This is a genomic window from Acidobacteriota bacterium (genome assembly GCA_030949985.1).
GTDB lineage: Bacteria > Acidobacteriota > Polarisedimenticolia > J045 > J045 > JALTMS01.
Map to the genome: position 1 here is coordinate 40,497 of JAUZRX010000033.1, position 18,000 is coordinate 58,496.

Here is an 18,000-nt window from a genome sequence, read left to right on the forward strand (position 1 = left end):
GAGGGGAAGCCCTCACCCGACCGCTTCAGGGCTCGGCCTCGCCCCCAGGACGGTGGACCTCTCCCGCCGGTTCGGCGGCGGCCGGTAGTGACGCCGGTGACCGCGACGACGCTTCGGCCCCGGTGCCGACGCGGGCCTGAAAGCGCCCTCCCTCCTCCACCTGTAGCGCGGGGCGCTGCAACTGCATTTCACCGCGAAACTGCCCGCCGGCGGCGATGCGCACCGATTTGCGAACGAGAGCCGTCGCGTCCACGGTGCCGAAGACGATCAACTCGTCGACTTCCAGGCGACCACTGACGGACGCGCCCTCACCGACCACCAACACCCCTCCCTCGAGGGTGACGCCGTTGAGCCGGCCGTCGACTCGCAAACAACCCGCGAAACGCAAGACCCCGCCGGCGAGGCGCACTTCCTCGCCCAGCCAGGCGTTGATCGCCTCTCCTTTCACACCGGAGCGGGGCATCGATCAGGCGGAACGGGAGTGAGTGGAAGCCGAAAGAAGAAGGCGGTAGAGACGATCGAGATCTTCGCCGTCGGCAAAGAGAATTTCGAGGCGGCCACGACCCCGGGCGGACTGCACGATGCGCACCCGGGCCTCGAGAGCCCGGCTGAGATCCTCTTCGGCGGCCGCGACGTTGGGATCCTTGCGCCGCGCCTTCTTCACCGCTCCCTCGCCCGCCGGGGCCACGAGTTGCTGAACCTGCTGCTCGGTCTCGCGCACCGACCAGCCCCGCCGGGCGGCCCGCTCGGCCAGGCGCTGCTGCTGTTCGGGCCGGGGCAGACCCGCCAGAGCGCGACCATGCCCCATGGTCAGCACACCCCGCTCGAGCAGCTCCTGCACCTCCCGCGGCAGGTCGAGTAACCGCAGATAGTTGGCCACCGTGCTGCGCGGCTTGCCGACCCGCGAAGCGACTTCCGCCTGGGTCAGACCGAAGCCACGTACCAGTTCGCGAAACGCCAGGGCGGTCTCCATCGGCCCCAGGTCGTCCCGTTGCAGGTTCTCCACCAGCGCGAACTCGAGCAGGCGGCTGTCGGGCAGATCCCGAATCACGGCAGGTACGGTTTCGAGGCCCGCCAGGGCCGCCGCACGCAAGCGGCGCTCGCCGGCAACCAGCGTGTAACCACCGTCCTTCTCGGGACAAACCAGCAGGGGCTGCAGAATACCGCTGGCCCGAATCGAAGCCGCCAGGGAATCGAGTTCCTCGGCATCGAATTCGCGGCGGGGCTGGTGGGGATTGGGGCGAATCCGGTCCAGGGGCAGTTCGGTCACCCCCCCTTCCCCGCCGGCGGCCCGGGAACCGACGACAGCGCCGAGGGGATCTCCACCCCGCGCCTCGGGAATCAGACTACCGAGACCCTTACCCAGCGCCCTGCGCTTCGGCTGACCCTTCACGGCTCAGAACCTCCCTGGCAAGATCGAGATAGGCGGCTGCCCCCTTCGATCTGGAATCATAGAGAAACACGGGCTTCCCGAACGAAGGCGCTTCACCGAGGCGGATGTTCCGGGGGATCACCGTGCTGTAAACCGAACCCTTGAAGAACTGGTAGACCTCTTCGGCCACCTGCCGGGAGAGATTGGTCCTGTCGTCGTACATGGTGAGCAAGACACCTTCGACCTTGAGCTGGGGATTCAGCGCCTGCTTGACCCTGCGCAGGGTCTCGATGAGCTGGGTGACGCCCTCGAGAGCCAGGTACTCACACTGGATCGGAATCAACACCGAAGTCGCCGCTGTCAGCGCGTTGACCGTGAGAAAACCGAGGCTGGGAGGGCAATCCATCAGCAGGAAATCGAAATCGCCACGGATCCGGGAGAAGATCTCGTTGAGGCGGTATTCCCGGCGGGGCATACCGGCCAGTTCCACCTCCGCGCCCGTCAGCTCGTTGTCCGAGGGACAGAGAAAAAGATTTTCCAGGTCTGTCGTCAGAAGAGTTTGATCGATCGGCGTACCCTCGATCAGGCAGTCGTAGATCGAGTAGCGCTGAGGATCGCGCTCGTAGCCCAGGGCGCGGGTACTGTTGGCCTGGGGGTCGAGATCCACCAGCAGGGTCTTGCGCCCCGCCAGGGCGAGGCCGGCGCCGAGATTGACCGCCGTAGTGGTCTTTCCCACGCCCCCCTTCTGATTGGCAACGGCAATCGCCTTCGGCATCGTGAACCCGTCCTGAGAAAACGCCGAAGGATAGCACGGCGGTCTCGCCGCCTCCCCGAAAGACGGCTGGGATCTTTATCCTCGCCCCCGAAAACACAAGACAGACGTACGGCAAGCAGGAAGACAAGTCCAATCATAACAACAACATAGAGACATCCCCGGTGAGTCTGGCCCGATTGTTCCACGTGGAACAGGGCCGACGATCCCACGCCGGGGCACCCACGCAGAGGGCCAGCGAGGACCCCGGGGCGGGGAAGGGGGGGCGTACGAAGGCCGGAATCCCCGGGAAGACACCATGGCGAGGGGCATGGAGCCCCCCCCCCCGGAAGGAGCAGAGGCGCCCCCGGGGACAGCGCAGGGGCCCGCGGGCGTTTTCACCCCGGGAGCGGCTGAACCCGAACAGGCGAAGCCCGGGCCGGGAGGGATCCCAGGGGTCCCGCCATGTGAAAACGCGCCGCTCGCTCCGATGCGTTCCCGTACCCGGCGCGACCCCGTCCCGGGCCGATGTTCCACGTGGAACCATCTGCCCACGCCGCACCGAAGGCTCGCCGCCCCGACCGATGTTCCACGTGGAACATCGGCCCGCTCACCGGGGCGGACAACCCTCTCAGCAGGTACCATGAACACTTCACTTGGACCCGGGAAGAAGAGTGCGCCCACGCCCATGAGAGCTACGGATCCTATCGTCGTCATTGGAGGCGGCCATGCCGGCCTGGAGGCAGCTCACGCGGCCTTTCGCATGGGCATGCCGGTGGTTCTGCTGACCCTGCACCGGGATTCCCTGGCGCGCCTGTCGTGCAACCCCGCCATCGGCGGTATCGGCAAGTCCCACCTCGTTCGGGAGATCGACGCCCTCGGGGGCCTGATGGCCCGGGCCGCGGACGCCGCCGGCATCCACTTCCGTGTGCTCAACGCCAGTCGGGGCCCCGCCGTCCAGGGCCCCCGCATCCAGCAAGACCTGGAGGCCTACCCCCGGGCCATCGGAAGCTGGCTCGAAGAGACGGACATCACGATCCGTCAGGCTGAGGCCATGGATCTGCAACTCCGCGGCGGGCGTGTCTGCGGCGTGGTGACCCGCGAGGGGGAGGTCATCGCGGCTTCCGCGGTGGTCCTGACCTCCGGTACCTTCCTCGGGGGCCGCCTCTTCCGGGGAGACGAGGTCGTTGAAGGCGGGAGGGCAGGGGAGGCGGCCTCCAACGGACTGAGCGCCGCCTTGCGGCGGGCGGGCCTGCGGCTGGAACGCTTCAAGACGGGGACACCCCCGAGGATTCTGGCCGACTCCATCGACTACCACGCCCTCGAGGTCCAGCCAGGAGACGAAAACCCCGTGCCCCTGGCCTTCGAAAACCTGGCACGGCGTGACTTCCGCCCCGACCTGCCACAGGTCCACACCCATATCGCCCATTCCAATCCGCGGACCCACGATCTGGTCCGGGCCAACCTGGACCGGTCTCCCCTCTACACGGGGAAGATCCGCAGCCAGGGCCCCCGCTATTGCCCCTCCTTCGAAGACAAGGTCGTCAGGTTCTCGGACCGGGAGCACCACTTGCTTCACCTCGAACCCATGGGCCTCGGGCATCCCTGGATCTATGTCAACGGGATGTCCACCAGCCTCCCGGAAGAGGTGCAGGAGCAGGTCGTCCACTCGGTTCCCGGACTCGAAGAAGCGAAGATCGCCCGCTACGGCTACGCGGTGGAGTACGACTACGTGCCTCCGACCCAGCTCTCGGCTTCCCTCGAAGTCCGATCTTTGCCGGGACTGTTCCTGGCCGGCCAGATCTGCGGGACGACCGGATACGAAGAGGCCGCCGCCCTGGGCCTGGTGGCTGGGGCCAATGCCGTGCTCGCCGCGCGAGGCGCCGAACCCTGGCACCCCTCCCGCCTGCAAAGCTACCTCGGCGTGATGGTGGACGACCTGACGGTTCGCGGCGTTCTCGAACCCTACCGCATGTTCACTTCCCGGGCCGAAATGAGGCTTTCGCTCGCTCCCGACACGGCGGATCGCCGTTTGGGCGACCTGGGCCACCGGTTGGGTCTGGTGAGCGCGAGCGGACAACAGCGGATGACGACCCGCTGGACTCGAATCCGGCAGGCCCTCGAAACCCTGGATCCGGATGCGTCCTCGAAGAACACTCCCGGCCATCGCATTCGCCGGGGCGAGGACCCCGTCACGGTCCTCGAACAGGAAGCGCCCCACCTTGCGGAGTGGCCCCGGGCCGACCGTCACTCCCTGGTGGCCCTGATGCGTTACCGGGGTTACCTGGAGATCGAAAGGCGCGAAGCCAAGCGCCTGGAACGACTCGAGAAGGTGCGGATTCCAGGAGACTTCGCCTTCCAGCAGGTCCCCGGTCTTTCCCACGAGGTCCGCCAGCGACTGGAGGAAGTCCGTCCCGCCCGCCTGGGGCAGGCAGCCCGCATCCCCGGCGTCACGCCTGCCGCTCTCGCCCTGCTGGCGTCGGCCCTGGGCCGACCCGAGGAGGCCGCCAGCTGATGGGATCCCCACATCCCCCCCCGAGCCGGGAAGAAATCGCCGCATTCGCTCGTCGAGCCTTCCGGGAAACCGGCCTGGCACTGCCCGATCCCATCGCCCTCGAAGCCCTGACACGCCACCTGGCCGAACTTTACCGCTGGAACGCCAGGATCAACCTGACGGCCATCCGGGATCCCCGTGTCGGCGTGCGACGACACCTGGTCGAATCCTGGGAGGGAGTTCTGGCCCTGCGGGAGGCAGGGGTAGGGGAGGGAGGCCTGCTCGTGGATCTGGGCAGCGGAAACGGCTATCCGGCGCTCGGGATCCTGGCCGGGTTTCCCACCTGGCGCGGAGTCCTCTACGAATCCGTCGGCCGAAAAACAGATTTTCTTCGGTCTACGATTCAGCGCCTCGGCTGGACCGACAGGGTGGAGGTCCGCCAGGAACGGGTCCAACAGGCAGCGCAACTCCCGACCGCCGACGTCTTCTCCTTCCGGGCCTTTCCGCGACCCGACCAGTGGTCCGTCGAAATCCTCGGGACGCGACCCTCCGCAACCCTGCTCGCCTGGCTCGCCGCACAGGACGCCCGGCGCATCGGCGCTCTCCTCCAGGACGCGGGAGGGACCCCTCACATCCTGCCGCTGCGCTCCCACCGGGAGGGGGCGCTGCTCCTTGGCCGGGGAAGCTCCCGGTCAACGACACCCTGAGAGGCTGTTTTTCGCATCCCGGAAACTTCCCACCCACAAGGCGAATGACGAATAAAAGGCGAAGTGTCAGCGTGCAGACATGGCGAAAATTCTCCCCGGAACCGCTTAATTTACTATCGGTCAAACTTTGGCGACCCCGCGGAACGGCCCCTGCTTCTGGGGATAGCCGAAACGCCCCTGCACAGGGGTCAGGCGGGACCACCCGGGGTCAGGGAAAGGGTGGAGGCGCCTGCGGGCGCTATTTCCCGATGCAAAAGCGCGAAAAGATGCGCCCCAGCAGCTCTTCCGGCCCTACGGCCCCCAGAATCTCCTCGAAGGCGCCGAGGGCCCCGCGAAGTTCGGCGGCGGCCAATTCCGGAGAGGCCGGCGGGTCGAGCAGTGCCGCGGCCGCCAGCAGGCGCTGCCGGGCCGCTTCGGCGCGGCGACGATGACGCTCGGTCGCCAGGGCCACACTCTCCGGGCTGCCCACTCCCGGGGCTTGCAGGCGCCGGGCGAGCTCCCGCCGCAGGGCGTCGATCCCCTCACCGGTGAGCGAACTGATCGCCAGCGCGGGCTCGGAAGGCGGAAAGCTCCAGGGACGGTCCGCATGGGTCGCGACCACCAGCGCGGGCACGCCTTCCGGCGCCGGGGCCGGCTGGCAGGCCTCACGAATCGCGGGATTGCAGACCCGCAGCACCAGGGCCGCGACCCGCGCCGCCCCCAGGGCGCGCTCCATCCCGGCCTTCTCCGCCTGGGAGTGGCTCGGGCCGATCCCGGCGGCGTCCACCAGCACCACCGGCAGCCCTTCGATGACCACGACTTCCTCGATCAGATCCCTTGTGGTTCCCGGCTCCGACGTGACGAGCACTCTTTCCTCGCCCAGCAACCTGTTGAACAGAGAAGATTTTCCCGCGTTGGGCGGCCCCACCAGGACCACCCGCGCACCCTCCCGGATGCGCCGCGCCGATTCGGAGCGACGGGCCACCTGCTCGAGTCGAGTCGCCAACCCTCGACACCGGCCCGCCAGTCCAGCGACGGGATCGGCGAGCGCAGCCTCCTCCTCGGCGAAATCGAGACCCGCTTCCACGTCGGCCACAAGATCCATCACATCTTCGGCAAGCGGCAGAAGCGCCCCTGAAACCTCTCCCTGGAGCTGTCGGCTGGCTACGTGAGCCTGCTCGACGCTGACCGCCTCCACCAGGTCGGCCACCGCCTCCGCCTGGGCCAGGTCGATCTTGCCGGACCGCAGGGCCTTCAAGGTGAATTCCCCCCGCTCCGCGGGACAGGCCCCCGCCTCGAGGCAAACCCGCAGCACCTCCTCCACCACCACCGGCGCGCCATGCAGCGAGATTTCGGCCAGATCCTCGCCGGTATAACTCGCGGGCGCCCGGAAGAGGGTGACCAGGGCCCGATCGACGTCACGGCCAAGACGATCCCGCACCGGCAGGAGCAGGGGCTTCCGAGGGCGCAGGCGTCGCAAGGCCCGCCTCCCGAGCACCGCCTCGAGCACCGCGCTCGTAGCCGGCCCGGAAACCCGCACGATGGCCACGGCGCTGCGACCCGGCGGGGTTGCCCGCGCGACGATGGTGCGTCCCCGGGCACCGGGCTCAGCGCCCCTCGATTCTCTCGCCGTCATGGTGGCAGGATACCCGCAACGGATCGCCGGCAAAGTCGCGGGGGAGCGGGCCGGTGGATCCGGGACAGATTCGTGTACTCTTAGGCTCCGATTCTGGAGACAGCCCATGCCTTCCCGCCCACCCGTCGCCTGGATCCTCGTCACCATCCTGGTGGCGGGCATCTTCGCCCCCCTCTTCGCCCAGCCCGCGACGGCCGCCCTCAGGGGCGTCCTGCTCGATGCCGAGGGCTTGCCGGCGGTGGCCTACCAGGTGGGCCTGCGTAGCGCCGAAGGCGACCTCTTTCTCTCCGCCCCCGCCACCATCGACGGCCATTTCAACATCAGCGACCTGCCGGCCGGCCGCTATCGCCTGGTGGCCTTCGATGAGAAGGGAGCCGAGTTCCCCGTGCTTTCCGAAGAGATCACCCTGAAACCCGGAACCGTCGAGCGCCTCGAAATTCGCATCTCCGGCACCAGCGCTCCCCCCGGACGCGCGGCCTCTTCGAGCACCGCTCCCGCCGGCGGGGCCGGACGCCACCTGGTCCAGTGGTGGAAGGGCTTCCCCCTGGCAGCCAAGGTCGGCGTCGTCGCCGTCGGTGCCTTCGCCGTCTACCAGGCCGTGGACAGCAGCGACCCTGCTCCCGAGCGCCCGGTCTCTCCCAGCGCTCCCTAGCCCCGACCCCGTAGTGACCAAGGTCCTCGCTCTTGCAGGCCTGATGCTGATCGTCATCGCCGGCGCCCGGCGTCGGCCGGAGCGCTTGCGGCTGCCCGCGGGCCTCCGCCTGCTCTTCGTGACAGGCTCGGAGTTTCTCCTGGTGGGGGTACTTCTCGGGCCCCTGGGCCTCGATTTCCTCGATCAGCAGATTCTCGACACCCTCCGCCCCCTGGCGGCCATCGCCATGGGCTTCGTCGGCCTGCACTACGGACTCCAGCTCGAGGCGCGGATCCTGCGGCAGGTCCCCCTGTTCTACAACGTGGCGCCCCTGGTCCAGGCCCTCGGCGGAGCCGTGGCAGTGGGCGTGCCCGCCGGGGTTCTCTTCCATGCCGCCTATGGTCCCGGAAGAGAGTCCCTGGTCGCCTCCCTGGTCGTGGCGGCCGCCGGCGCCTGTTCGACGGTCGCTCCCCTCGACCTGCTCTCCGAAGATCGTCGCTGGGCCGCGTCACCCCTGCTGATGATGCTGCGCCATCTTGCGGAGATGGGAGAGTTGCCGGCCCTGGCCATCTTCGGCATCGCCGTCTGCCTGCGGCCGGAAGCCAGCGTGATTCCCGGGCTCGACCTCGCCGTGCCCCTACAGTGGTTTTTTCTCGCCCTGCTGCTGGGGGTCGTCTTCGGCGGCCTTCTCGAAATACTCCCGAGGGTGGGGAAGGGGGGGACCGGCCGCCTGGTCGTAGGAGGACTCGGCGCCACTCTCTTCTTCGCCGGTGCGGCACGCTATCTCCAGCTCTCACCGCTGCTGGTCAGCCTCTTTGCCGGGATCCTGGTGGCCAACGTTCCAGGTCCCATCGATCGCCTCAGGCGCCTGGTGGCGAACACGGAGCAGCCGCTCTCCCTCTTCCTGCTGCTGCTGGCGGGAGCCAGTTGGCGGCTGGACCAGGCCGGACCCTTCGGGTCCCTGGCCCTGGTTGCGCTCTCCCTGGGCATGATCGCCCTGCGCCTGCTGGGCAAGGGAGCCGCCGGCTGGCTTCTCGCCCGAACGACCCACGCGCCCCGCAACCCGCCCGCCGGATTCGGTTTCGGACTCGTCGCCCAGGGCGGCATCTCGGCGGCCCTGGCTTTGGACTACATGGACGCGGGCCAGAGCGCCCTGACCCCCGTGGTGGTGACGGCGATCCTGCTTTCGTTGATCCTGACGGAAATGCTGGCGCCATGGATTACCCTCCGCGTTCTGGCTGCCGCGGGAGAAGAGACCGGCCCGGCCGCCGGCAAACAGGAAAACTCGCCATGAAGGGTCCCGGTAACACCCCGGGTGACGAACAGGCCCGGGTCGCCCCCACGGCCTGGGCCCTGGCGGTCCTGCTGATGATCGGCCTGTTGATGGCCTACCTTCGCTCGCTGCCCCAGAACGCGGGCCAGGCGGGGACGACCCCCCTGGCCCTCGGCTTCCTCCTGCTCTCCGCATGGTGCGCTGGACTGCTGGTGGAAAAGCTGCGTCTGCCCAAGCTCACCGGATACATCCTCGCCGGCCTCGCGGCGGGTCCGGCTCTGACCGGGTTGATATCCGCCGAAAAACTCGTTGCCCTCCAACCGATCAACGACCTGGCCCTGACCTTCATCGCCCTGGTGGCCGGTGGCGAACTTCACTTTCCGATGGTGCGCCGCTTGTGGCGCTCGATTGCCGGCTGGATCGGAGGACAGCTCCTGCTCACCCCCCTGGTGGTCGGCGGGGGCCTGTTTCTGATCGCCCCCTGGCTCCCCGGCGAGATGGGGGGGCTGGAGCTGGCGGCGCTGGCGATCGTGCTGTCCGCCATCAGCCTGGCCCGCTCACCGGCGGCCACGGTGGCGGTGATCAACGAGGCCGAGGCCAAGGGACCCTTCACCGAAACCGTGATGGCCACCACCATCACCCTCGACACCCTGGTGGTGCTGATCTTCGCCGTGGCCGTCGCCGTGGCCGAAAAGCTGACCACCCCGGGCGCGGGTTTCGATCTTTCCGTACTCACCAGCCTGAGCGCCGACCTGTTGCTTTCCATTCTCCTCGGCGGCGCGGTGGGGTGCGGGGTTCTGCTGGTGATGCGGACCTTCCGCATCGACCTGCCCATTCTTCTCGCCGGCATCGCCTACCTGATCACGCGGCTCTCCCGCGAGGCCTCGCTGTGGCTCGCCGACAACTTCGATACCCACCTCCACCTCGAACCCCTGCTGATGGGCCTGACCGCCGGCATCGTCGTTCAGAACCTCTCCCGCCGGGGCCACGTCTTCACCGAGAATCTCGAGCGCATCGCTCCGCCGATCTATGTCGCGTTCTTCGCCCTGACGGGGGCCGGGCTCGATCTCGATGCCCTGACCACGTCATGGCTGCTGGCCGTCTCCCTCGTGCTGCTGCGCATGGCGGGGCTCTTCGTCGGCGCCTGGGGAGGCAGCGCCGCGGCCGGTGATCCGCGGATTTGGCGCTCGCTGGCCGGCTGGACCGCCATCAGCCAGGCGGGAGTCAGCCTCGGCCTGGCCGCCGAGCTGGGGCGCCGCTTCCCGCAATGGGGAGCGACGGTGGTCGCGCCCCTGATCGCCGCGATCGCCATCAACCAGATCGTCGGCCCCGTACTCCTCGTCCGCTCACTGCGGCGGGCCGGAGAGAGCCACGAGCATCCCCTCGAACCCGAAGAAAGCGACATTCTATAAATCCGCCAGGCGCCTGCCCGAGACGGCCCAGACACCTGCCGGAGACGGCGTTGTGCCAGAAGCACAAGCGCACTTCTCCCTTCGCACTTCTCCCTTCCAAAACTCGCGAGGTGATCGGCCCCACGCTGAACCATCCCGGCAGGCAACCCCTGGCCATTGTCGGCACGAGCAGCTTCGGCGAAGATGCGCGCTACCACGTCGTGGCTTGCATCGAAAGCCTCGATCGCAGTCGTCGCAGCCTGCGTTTGCACGGCATTCCCGTGCCCTGGCCCGATGAGATCGACCAGCTTCCGGCCGGGTGCCGGGGCCTGTGCGCCGTCGGCAGCCCCCGCCGTCTCGATTGCATCCGCCAGGTCCGGGAACGGAGACTGCCCTGCACCACCTCCGTGCACGCCAGTGCGCAGGTTTCGGCCAGCACACGACTCGGAGTGATGAGTCAGCACGAGAAGACCAGTTGCCACTCCCGCGGGGGTCGGGGGGCCATGGAGGCCGACTTGCCCGGCCCGGGGGCCGGAGATGGTGACAGCTCACCGGGATCCGCCACTCGCGCTCACTGGGGACGCGCCGTGACCGGTTGACATCAGGCATCCCGATCTTCAGACCCGCGACGGTTTTCCACCGGCGACCACCGGTCACCCGGAGCGGGGTCGCGCCGCCCCACTCCCCCTCCCATCGCGTCTTCCGCCAGGCCGACATCTGGGCGCCGCTCGCGGAACCCGGCCGCACGCCGGGGAGACATGCGCCCTCCGATCACCACGCCTGGAGGAACAGGCTTCGCTCCACGGTGGGGAAGGCGCCCCCCTCAGCGCCGGCCACCGCCGAGCAGACCCAGGCGCATGGCCCAGTACAACAGGGTCAAAATGGACGAAACCGCCGCCGCCACGTAGGTCATCGCCGCCGCCGACAGCATCTTGCGCGCACCGGCAAGCTCGTCGGCCGCCACGTAGCCGCCCTTCTCCAGGGCCAGCAGGGCCCGCCGGCTGGCGTCGAACTCCACCGGCAGGGTGATCAGGGTGAACAGGGTGGTCGTGGCGAACAGTCCCACCCCCAGCAGAGCCATCGTGGAGCCGAAGGCCGTGGCCACGCCCCCCATGAAGAAGGCCAGCAAAAGCACCACCATCGACAACCCGCCACCCAGGTTGGCCACCGGCACCCAGGCTGACCGGAACTTGAGCGGCGCATAGTCGTGGGCGTGCTGAATCGCGTGCCCCACCTCGTGGGCCGCGATGCCCAGGGCCGCCATGTTGGTGCCCCGGTAGACCGGCTCACTCAGGCGCAGGGTCCGGCTGCGTGGATCGTAGTGGTCGGTCATCTGACCGGGGATCGCCACGATCCGCACGTCGTCGATACCATTTTCCCGCAGGATCGCGGCCGCTACCTGGGCCCCGCTCATGCCGCTGCGCACCGGAAGCCGGCTGTACCGCAGGTACGCCCCCTTCACCTTGGCCTGGGCCCACAGGCTCAGCAGCAATCCCGCGCCGATCACCAGCCAGTAGAGCGGATCGAAGTAGAAGTACATCGCCATCATCTCCCGGGCCGCGGACTGCGGCGCGACTGGTTCTTAAGACCGAAACGTCCGCCGGTCAAACAGCATGACACGACTCGCCCCTCCCTACGAAAAGCCCTGGCCACCAGGCGGCCGCCACCCCGCGCCGGCCCCTCCCCGTCGTCCGCCCACCCGGGAACGATCGAAACTCCGCAGGCCCAGTCGGTTATCCCGGTCGCCCTCACGATCGCCGTGGGGCTCACCCGCCGGAGCCTGCTATTCTCAGGGGCCGGCCCTCGAAAGCGGGGCCGAGCCGGTCCCGCGGCCCCCAGTCGGGGCCGGGACCCCGGAGACGATTCATGACTTCCGCCAAACTCTACCGGGCCCACCTCGAGGCGCTCGGAGGCATGCTCGAAGACGCCCTGACCCGCGCCTCCCAAAAAGGCCTGGCCCTCGATGGCGTGCTCTTCCACGCGGGCCGCGAGACCTACTACCACGCTGACGATCAGCCGGTCCCCTTCCGCGGCACGCCGCACTTCCTGCGCTGGGTTCCCCTGGCCGGCCCCGAGCACTGCGTGCTGGCCCGCCCCGGCCACCGGCCCCTGGTGATCCGGGTGGCCCCCCGGGATTTCTGGTACGAGGTGACGCCCCTGGCCGATTCCTACTGGCAAGCGGCAGTGGAAGTGGTCGAGGTATGTCGGCTCGCCGACGCGCGGCAGTATCTCCAAGGCAGCGGCAAGCTGGCCTACGTGGGCAACTCCGCCGAAGCTGCGGAGGAGCTGGGTATTCCCACGACCCTGGTCGAACCCGAAGCCCTGATGGCCCCCCTGGCCTGGCACCGCGCAACCAAGACCGACCACGAGGTGGCCCAGATCCTTCGGGCCGCGGAAAAAGCCGCCGAGGGCCACCGGGTCGCCCGCAAGGCCTTCGAGTCGGGAGCCAGCGAGAAGGAAATCCACTGGGCCTACCTGGAAGCCGCCGGACAACTGGAGGCGGAACTTCCCTTTGCGACCATCACCGCGATCGACGAGAAAATCGCCATCCTCCATTACCAGAACAAGCGGGGCCTGGAATCAGCTCCCGGCAAGGTCTTCATGCTCGACGCCGGCGCCTCCCACGAGGGCTACGCTTCGGACATCACCCGCACCTGGGCCCGACCGGAGGCTGACGATCTCTACCGCTCTCTGCTCGCCGCCATGGACGCTCTTCAGCGGGACCTGGTGGCCATGGTCACCCCTGGTCGGCCCTACGCCGAAATCCACCTCGAAGCCCATCGCCGCACGGCCTTGCTGCTGGCGGAGACGGGCATCGTTCGCTGCAGCGCCGAGCAGGCCCTGGAGCAGGGCATCACCCGCGCCTTCCTGCCGCACGGCGTGGGGCACCACCTGGGTCTGCAGGTCCACGACCTGGGCGGACACCAGGCCGGCCCCGACGGGGGCACCGCTCCGCCCCCCGCCGAGCACCCTTTCCTGCGCAACACCCGCACCCTCGAGCCCGGCCACGTGGTGACCATCGAACCCGGGATCTACTTCTGCGACGTTCTCCTCGACGAGCTGCGGGAGCGGCCCGAGGGCAAGAGAGTCGAGTGGAAGCTGGTCGAGCGCCTCTCCGGCCATGGCGGCGTGCGCATCGAAGACGACGTGCTGTGCACCCCGGAGGGCGCCCGCGACCTGACCCGCCCCCTGATCCAGGGGCCTCGGGGTCTCTAGCGACCTGCGGACAAAAGTCTTCCCGACCCCCACGGCGCGCCGCGCGGCCACCGGTCACGGGCCCTCCGCGGCCTGGTCCCTGCGTTAGGATGGACCCCTCCATGGAAGATGGACCCCTCCATGGAAGATGAAGGAAGCCGTCTGACGCTCGGTGAAGGTGGGCCGGGCTCCCACCCGCGCCGTGCCCTGCCGGAGGTCCCATGCGCCCCGATTCCTGCCGCTTGTCGATGCCGCTCCTGGTCCTGCTGATCCTCACCCTGGCTGTCGGCCCCTCCCTGGCCGGCCAGGCCCTGCTCACGGTGCGGATCGCCGGCCTCGGAGCCATGCTCGACGACCTGGAAGTGGCGGCCCGCGCCCTCGGCCGGCCCTTCGACCGCGACGAGGTCCTGGACAGCCTCGCCAAGCTCTCCCCCGCGGTGCTCCTCGACCAGGTGGACTTCGATCGTCCCCTGGTCTTCGTGATGCCCATCGAGGGGATGCTGCTGCAAGACCAGGGCGTGGTGGCCGTGGTGCCGGTCCGAAACGCGGATCTCGCCCTGGCGAAGCTGATCGAGGGGGTCGAAGGCGCCACGACCCAGGGGGCGATCACGGCATTGCCCGTCACCGAAGAGAAGACCGTCTACGTCCAGCCCGCCAAGGGTTACCTGATGGCTGCGTTCAACCGCCGGATCGCCGAAGACGCCAGGGTCGAGGATCTGCTCGACGACGGCCTGTCGCCGCCGGGAAACATCTCCGCGACGATCCAGATCGCCCCCATCGCTCCCATGGTCCAGATGGGGCTGATGCAGGTTCAGGCGATGGCCGAGGAGCCGTCCAGGCGTGAAACGCAGGGTGACGACGCGGCCGGAACCCAGGCGACGATCCCCTCCCTTGCGACTTACGGCGGCCTGATCAGCGACGCCCTGGCCAACGTGGCGACGATCAAGCTTTCTCTCGAACTGAACGGCGACGATGTTCTTTTCCATCATTGGGTCGTACCGAAAACCGGCAGCAGCCTCGAGGCCTTCATCTCCGCCCAGCGGGCGACCTGGCCCAAGATCGCCCGTTTCGCGGACCCCTCGGCACCCGTGGTGATCGTCAGCAGCGTCACCCTCACCGACGCGGCGCGGGCGGCCTTCATCCGGTGGACCGCAACCCAGACCCGGGGCCGGATGCGCCCGACCCAACAAGCTGACGGCGACAACCCGGCACCCTCACCGATGGCGCTTTTCCAGTCCTTCTCCAGGCTTGGTACCCAGTGCAGCCGGGGTGACGGGGCGGCTTCCATACACCTCGATGGGTCGCGCGTGCCCCGAGTCGCCGGGGTCCAGGGTCTGCTCGACAGCGAAAAGTGCCGGGATCTTCCCGCCGCCCTGGCCAGGGCCTTCGGCCCGAGCGCCGAAAGCTTCACCCACGGCCATCTCGAGGCCTGGCAAAACAGCTTCCCCCTGAGCCTGGCGGGGCCGGGAGCGCCGGATCGGCAAGGGGGGACGGCCCCCAGCGGGGAAGTCCCCATGGCCGCGGGCCTGCTGGACGACCTGTTGCTGACCGTCCTGGGCGACGACGCTGCCCAGGCCCTGAAAGCCCTGGCCGATCGCATCGAGTCCCAGAAGGGCCCCGGTGTGGTCCCGGCAGACTTCGCCCCCCTCGAAACAGGGCCCGGCTCCTTCGCCCGGGTCGATCTGCGGGCCCTGAGTGACGACCTCCAACGGGCGGAGTCGAAGGGACCACCGCCGGCGATGGCCGTAAAACTCCCCCCTCTACCGAGCGGCCGCATCCTCGGCGGCGTCCTGATCGACCATGGGCGGCTGGACTTCCGCCTGGTCGTGCCGCTCCACGTGATCGCGGCCCTGGCCGAAAACAACGCCTCCGCCGAGGCCGACGCCACCCCGGAAACCAGCTCGCCCGAGGGGCCGTGAGCGCTGGCAAACCTGAGTTCCTGGCCCTACGACCGCGTGGAAGCGCTCCGCGCCGTCTTGCGGGGAGCCACGGCCGTGGAGAATCTCTCGGAGGCATGCGAGATCGAGCGCAGCCTCCCTCATGGCCACGTGAGAGCTGTGCTCGGCTCCCTCCGCCGCCTGGGCCTGGATCGTATTCTCCACTCTCGGCGGTCACGGCAGCGCGACCTCATCGTAGCGCTGATCGTTGCCCGGATCGTCGCACCCGCTTCGAAACTGGCGACGGCGAATGGACTCGAGCATGCCACTTTCGGCACCTTGGCCGATGAGCTGGAACTCGAGGATGTCAATGAGGACGACCTGTACAAGGCGATGGACTGGCTCTTGCCCCGTCAAGACGCGATCGAGACCCGGCTTGCTCGGCGCCACCTCCGCGAGGGATCTCTGGCTTTGTACGATCTCACCTCATCCTGCTTTGAAGGCCGCACGTGTCCGTTGGCGAAATTGGGGCATTCGCGCGACAAGAAAAAGGGCAAGGCCCAGATCACCATTGGCCTGATCTGCGATGCGCGCGGATGCCCTGTGGCGGTCGAGGTGTTTGAGGGCAACACAGCAGATCCGACGACCTTCTCCGCTCAAGTGATCAAGGTTCGTGAGCGCTTTGGTTTGAAGCGTGTTGTCTTTGTCGGAGATCGCGGAATGATCACGAGCGCTCGCATCCGCGAGGATCTTGAAAACCAACAGGACGTTTCATGGATCACTGCCTTGCGAGCCAAGCAGATTCAGCGCCTTGTCCAGCAGGGAAGCCTGCAACTCTCGCTCTTTGATGAATTCGATCTGGGCGAGGTCACAAGCCCAGAGTACCCAGGCGAGCGATTGATTGCCTGCCGCAATCCCTTGCTGGCCGACGAGCGTGAACGCAAGCGTGAAGAGCTGTTGCAGGCCACCGAATCCGACCTGGACAAGATTGTGGTCGCGACACGACGCGCACGAAAACCCCTGAGGGGTCAGAGCGAGATTGGGCTTCGGGTCGGACGCGTGCTGGGCCGCTACAAGATGGCCAAGCACTTCCTTTTGGAGATCGAAGAAGACTCGTTCTCCTATCGAAGAGACGAAGAGAAGATCGCCCGCGAACAGGCTCTTGACGGGGTCTATATGATCCGTACCAGTGTGCCGGCCGAGGCGATGGGGACAACAACTGTGGTGCGCGCCTACAAGAGCTTGTCACATGCTGAGCGTGCTTTTCGCACGATGAAGACGATCGATCTCAAGATGCGCCCGATTCACCATCGTCTCGAGGACCGTGTGCGTGCCCACGTCTTCCTTTGCATGCTGGCCTACTACGTCGAGTGGCACATGACCCGCGCCCTTGCCCCACTCCTTTTCGTTGACGAGGAGCCGGAAGGTGACCAGCTACGTCACAAGTCGATTGTGGCCCCCGCCCAGCGCTCGGCGTCTGCGCTGAGCAAGGCTTCCTCGAAGAAGAACAGCCGCGGCGAAGCGGTCCACAGCTTCCGTGGACTCTTGGCGCATCTCGGTACACTGACGAAGAACCTCGTCCGGCCCAAGATCAAGGGGTCGGCTCCCTTCGAGCAGACGACTCGCCCCGACCCTCTTCAGCAACGGGTGTTCGACTTGCTCGAGGAAAACTGCCGGCCAGAGGCTCCGTACCCAGTACCGTGATGGACTGAGGTTGCCTAACCCGTTGAATTGGTGGTGCTTTCTGCTCGTTCAGCCGAGGAACTTCGGACTAAAGCAAGCACCAGTCACATCCGTCTACACCGTTACGGCGGTCGACTTCGCTCTCGTTATCGTTTATGTCGACCACGAAACTCGCAGGGCTTGGGTCCTCACTTACGAGACTGAACGCTGGTCGGAGAATTCCGTCTTTGGACTTCGGGCGGCTCTCCTTGACAGGCTTGCCGAACAATGTGGCGGCAGGAAGGCGCGGCCAAGCATTCTGGACCGAATCCGAGACAAGCTCGACAGGAGGTAAGCTGCGCATGGCAACACACAAGGTACCAAGCCTTTCACCTCCGTGACCTTCGATCTGAGCGGATCTTAGCCGAAACGCTCCTCCAGCAGCCGCAGTTCAGCAGTTCCGTAAGCGGTAGGCCATCGGCGTTCCTCCCCGGCTCTTCATCCGCCTGCGGATGCTGAAACGAGGAGGCCCACGATGGCGGAAGAGCGTTCCCGGCGTGTCCGTCGTAGCGAGGAAGAGTGGCGAGAAGTTCCAGGAACATTCGAGGCTTCGAATCCGAGCGCCAGGGCGTGCTGCCGGCAGGAGCGAATCGGGACGGACGGACGGCATCGCCGGTGCAAGCGGCTGGCGCCTGGTTCCACCAGCGGATTCGTCGGCCTCAGGCCTCCGAGCGTTGTCGCCGATCGTGACGGTTGGGAGCTGGACCTGGAGCTGGCCTATGGCGCGGGTCTACGGTTGCGGGGCCCGGCGATGTTTCCCGCGGAACGCCCCCGGCGCGTCGCCTGCCACCTCACTCGGACATGGCTCTGTCGACGCCGGGGGCGGCGGGGAAGGAGCGTTCCGACGAAGATCCGCGGCCCTCTCCGCTCGTCTCGCGGGAACCCCGTCTGACGACCGCTTACAGCCGCTCCACCTCCGGCGCCGCATGGCGGCCGGGGGACCGTCGATCACCGCGCCATCAGCAACACCCG

Annotated in this window: 14 protein-coding genes; 9 read left to right on the top strand and 5 right to left on the bottom strand. The window is 67.6% G+C overall.

Going from position 1 to position 18,000, the window contains the following annotated elements; translation table 11 throughout:
• Positions 1–25: 25 nt before the first annotated feature.
• The 3 genes from Q9Q40_09570 to Q9Q40_09580 are packed head-to-tail and all read right to left on the bottom strand — an operon-like array spanning position 26 to position 2,147.
• Entirely contained in the window at positions 26–448 is a 423-nt protein-coding gene (locus Q9Q40_09570; GenBank protein ID MDQ7007470.1) for a polymer-forming cytoskeletal protein, read from the bottom strand.
• 18 nt (positions 449–466) lie between these two features.
• Positions 467–1,393 (bottom strand): ParB/RepB/Spo0J family partition protein, encoded by a 927-nt coding sequence (locus Q9Q40_09575; GenBank protein ID MDQ7007471.1) that lies wholly within the window; start codon positions 1,391–1,393, stop codon positions 467–469.
• On the bottom strand, positions 1,359–2,147 hold the full coding sequence (locus Q9Q40_09580) for a ParA family protein (protein ID MDQ7007472.1): 789 nt from the start codon (positions 2,145–2,147) through the stop codon (positions 1,359–1,361). Before Q9Q40_09580 ends, Q9Q40_09575 begins: the two co-directional genes overlap by 35 nt.
• A 664-nt stretch (positions 2,148–2,811) precedes the next feature.
• Between Q9Q40_09580 and mnmG the strand changes: the two genes are divergently transcribed.
• Complete coding sequence (mnmG, locus tag Q9Q40_09585; protein MDQ7007473.1) at positions 2,812–4,638, top strand: tRNA uridine-5-carboxymethylaminomethyl(34) synthesis enzyme MnmG; 1,827 nt, start codon at positions 2,812–2,814, stop codon at positions 4,636–4,638.
• Entirely contained in the window at positions 4,638–5,324 is a 687-nt protein-coding gene (locus Q9Q40_09590; protein MDQ7007474.1) for a class I SAM-dependent methyltransferase, read from the top strand. Before mnmG ends, Q9Q40_09590 begins: the two co-directional genes overlap by 1 nt.
• Before the next feature lie 238 nt (positions 5,325–5,562).
• Here the strand turns inward: Q9Q40_09590 and mnmE are convergent, their stop codons facing one another.
• The gene (mnmE, locus tag Q9Q40_09595) at positions 5,563–6,939 is read right to left on the bottom strand and encodes a tRNA uridine-5-carboxymethylaminomethyl(34) synthesis GTPase MnmE (protein ID MDQ7007475.1); all 1,377 of its coding nucleotides are present in this window, start codon (positions 6,937–6,939) and stop codon (positions 5,563–5,565) included.
• Between the two features lie 106 nt (positions 6,940–7,045).
• Here mnmE and Q9Q40_09600 point away from each other — a divergent pair, with 106 nt between their 5' ends.
• Genes Q9Q40_09600 through Q9Q40_09615 form a run of 4 tightly spaced genes read left to right on the top strand, consistent with a single transcriptional unit; the run spans position 7,046 to position 10,833 of the window.
• Positions 7,046–7,591: a carboxypeptidase-like regulatory domain-containing protein gene (locus tag Q9Q40_09600; GenBank protein MDQ7007476.1), complete on the top strand. Its 546-nt coding sequence runs from the start codon at positions 7,046–7,048 to the stop codon at positions 7,589–7,591.
• Positions 7,592–7,604: 13 nt separating this feature from the next.
• A complete protein-coding gene (locus Q9Q40_09605) occupies positions 7,605–8,864 on the top strand; it encodes a cation:proton antiporter (GenBank protein ID MDQ7007477.1) in 1,260 nt (419 codons plus the stop codon).
• On the top strand, positions 8,861–10,255 hold the full coding sequence (locus Q9Q40_09610) for a cation:proton antiporter (GenBank protein ID MDQ7007478.1): 1,395 nt from the start codon (positions 8,861–8,863) through the stop codon (positions 10,253–10,255). Before Q9Q40_09605 ends, Q9Q40_09610 begins: the two co-directional genes overlap by 4 nt.
• A gap of 50 nt (positions 10,256–10,305) precedes the next feature.
• Positions 10,306–10,833 carry a hypothetical protein gene (locus Q9Q40_09615; GenBank protein ID MDQ7007479.1) on the top strand — a complete coding sequence of 176 codons (528 nt, stop codon included), beginning with the start codon at positions 10,306–10,308 and terminating at the stop codon, positions 10,831–10,833.
• A 224-nt stretch (positions 10,834–11,057) separates the two neighbouring features.
• Here the strand turns inward: Q9Q40_09615 and Q9Q40_09620 are convergent, their stop codons facing one another.
• On the bottom strand, positions 11,058–11,774 hold the full coding sequence (locus Q9Q40_09620) for a zinc metallopeptidase (protein ID MDQ7007480.1): 717 nt from the start codon (positions 11,772–11,774) through the stop codon (positions 11,058–11,060).
• A 326-nt stretch (positions 11,775–12,100) separates the two neighbouring features.
• Between Q9Q40_09620 and pepQ the strand changes: the two genes are divergently transcribed.
• The 3 genes from pepQ (at position 12,101) to Q9Q40_09635 (ending at position 17,010) form a co-directional block, all read left to right on the top strand.
• Positions 12,101–13,450 carry a Xaa-Pro dipeptidase gene (gene pepQ, locus Q9Q40_09625; protein MDQ7007481.1) on the top strand — a complete coding sequence of 450 codons (1,350 nt, stop codon included), beginning with the start codon at positions 12,101–12,103 and terminating at the stop codon, positions 13,448–13,450.
• Positions 13,451–13,650: 200 nt separating this feature from the next.
• Positions 13,651–15,348, top strand: a complete 1,698-nt coding sequence (locus Q9Q40_09630) for a hypothetical protein (GenBank protein ID MDQ7007482.1) — start codon at positions 13,651–13,653, stop codon at positions 15,346–15,348.
• 75 nt (positions 15,349–15,423) lie between these two features.
• Complete coding sequence (locus Q9Q40_09635) at positions 15,424–17,010, top strand: IS1634 family transposase (protein MDQ7007483.1); 1,587 nt, start codon at positions 15,424–15,426, stop codon at positions 17,008–17,010.
• The last annotated feature ends 990 nt before the right edge of the window (positions 17,011–18,000 follow it).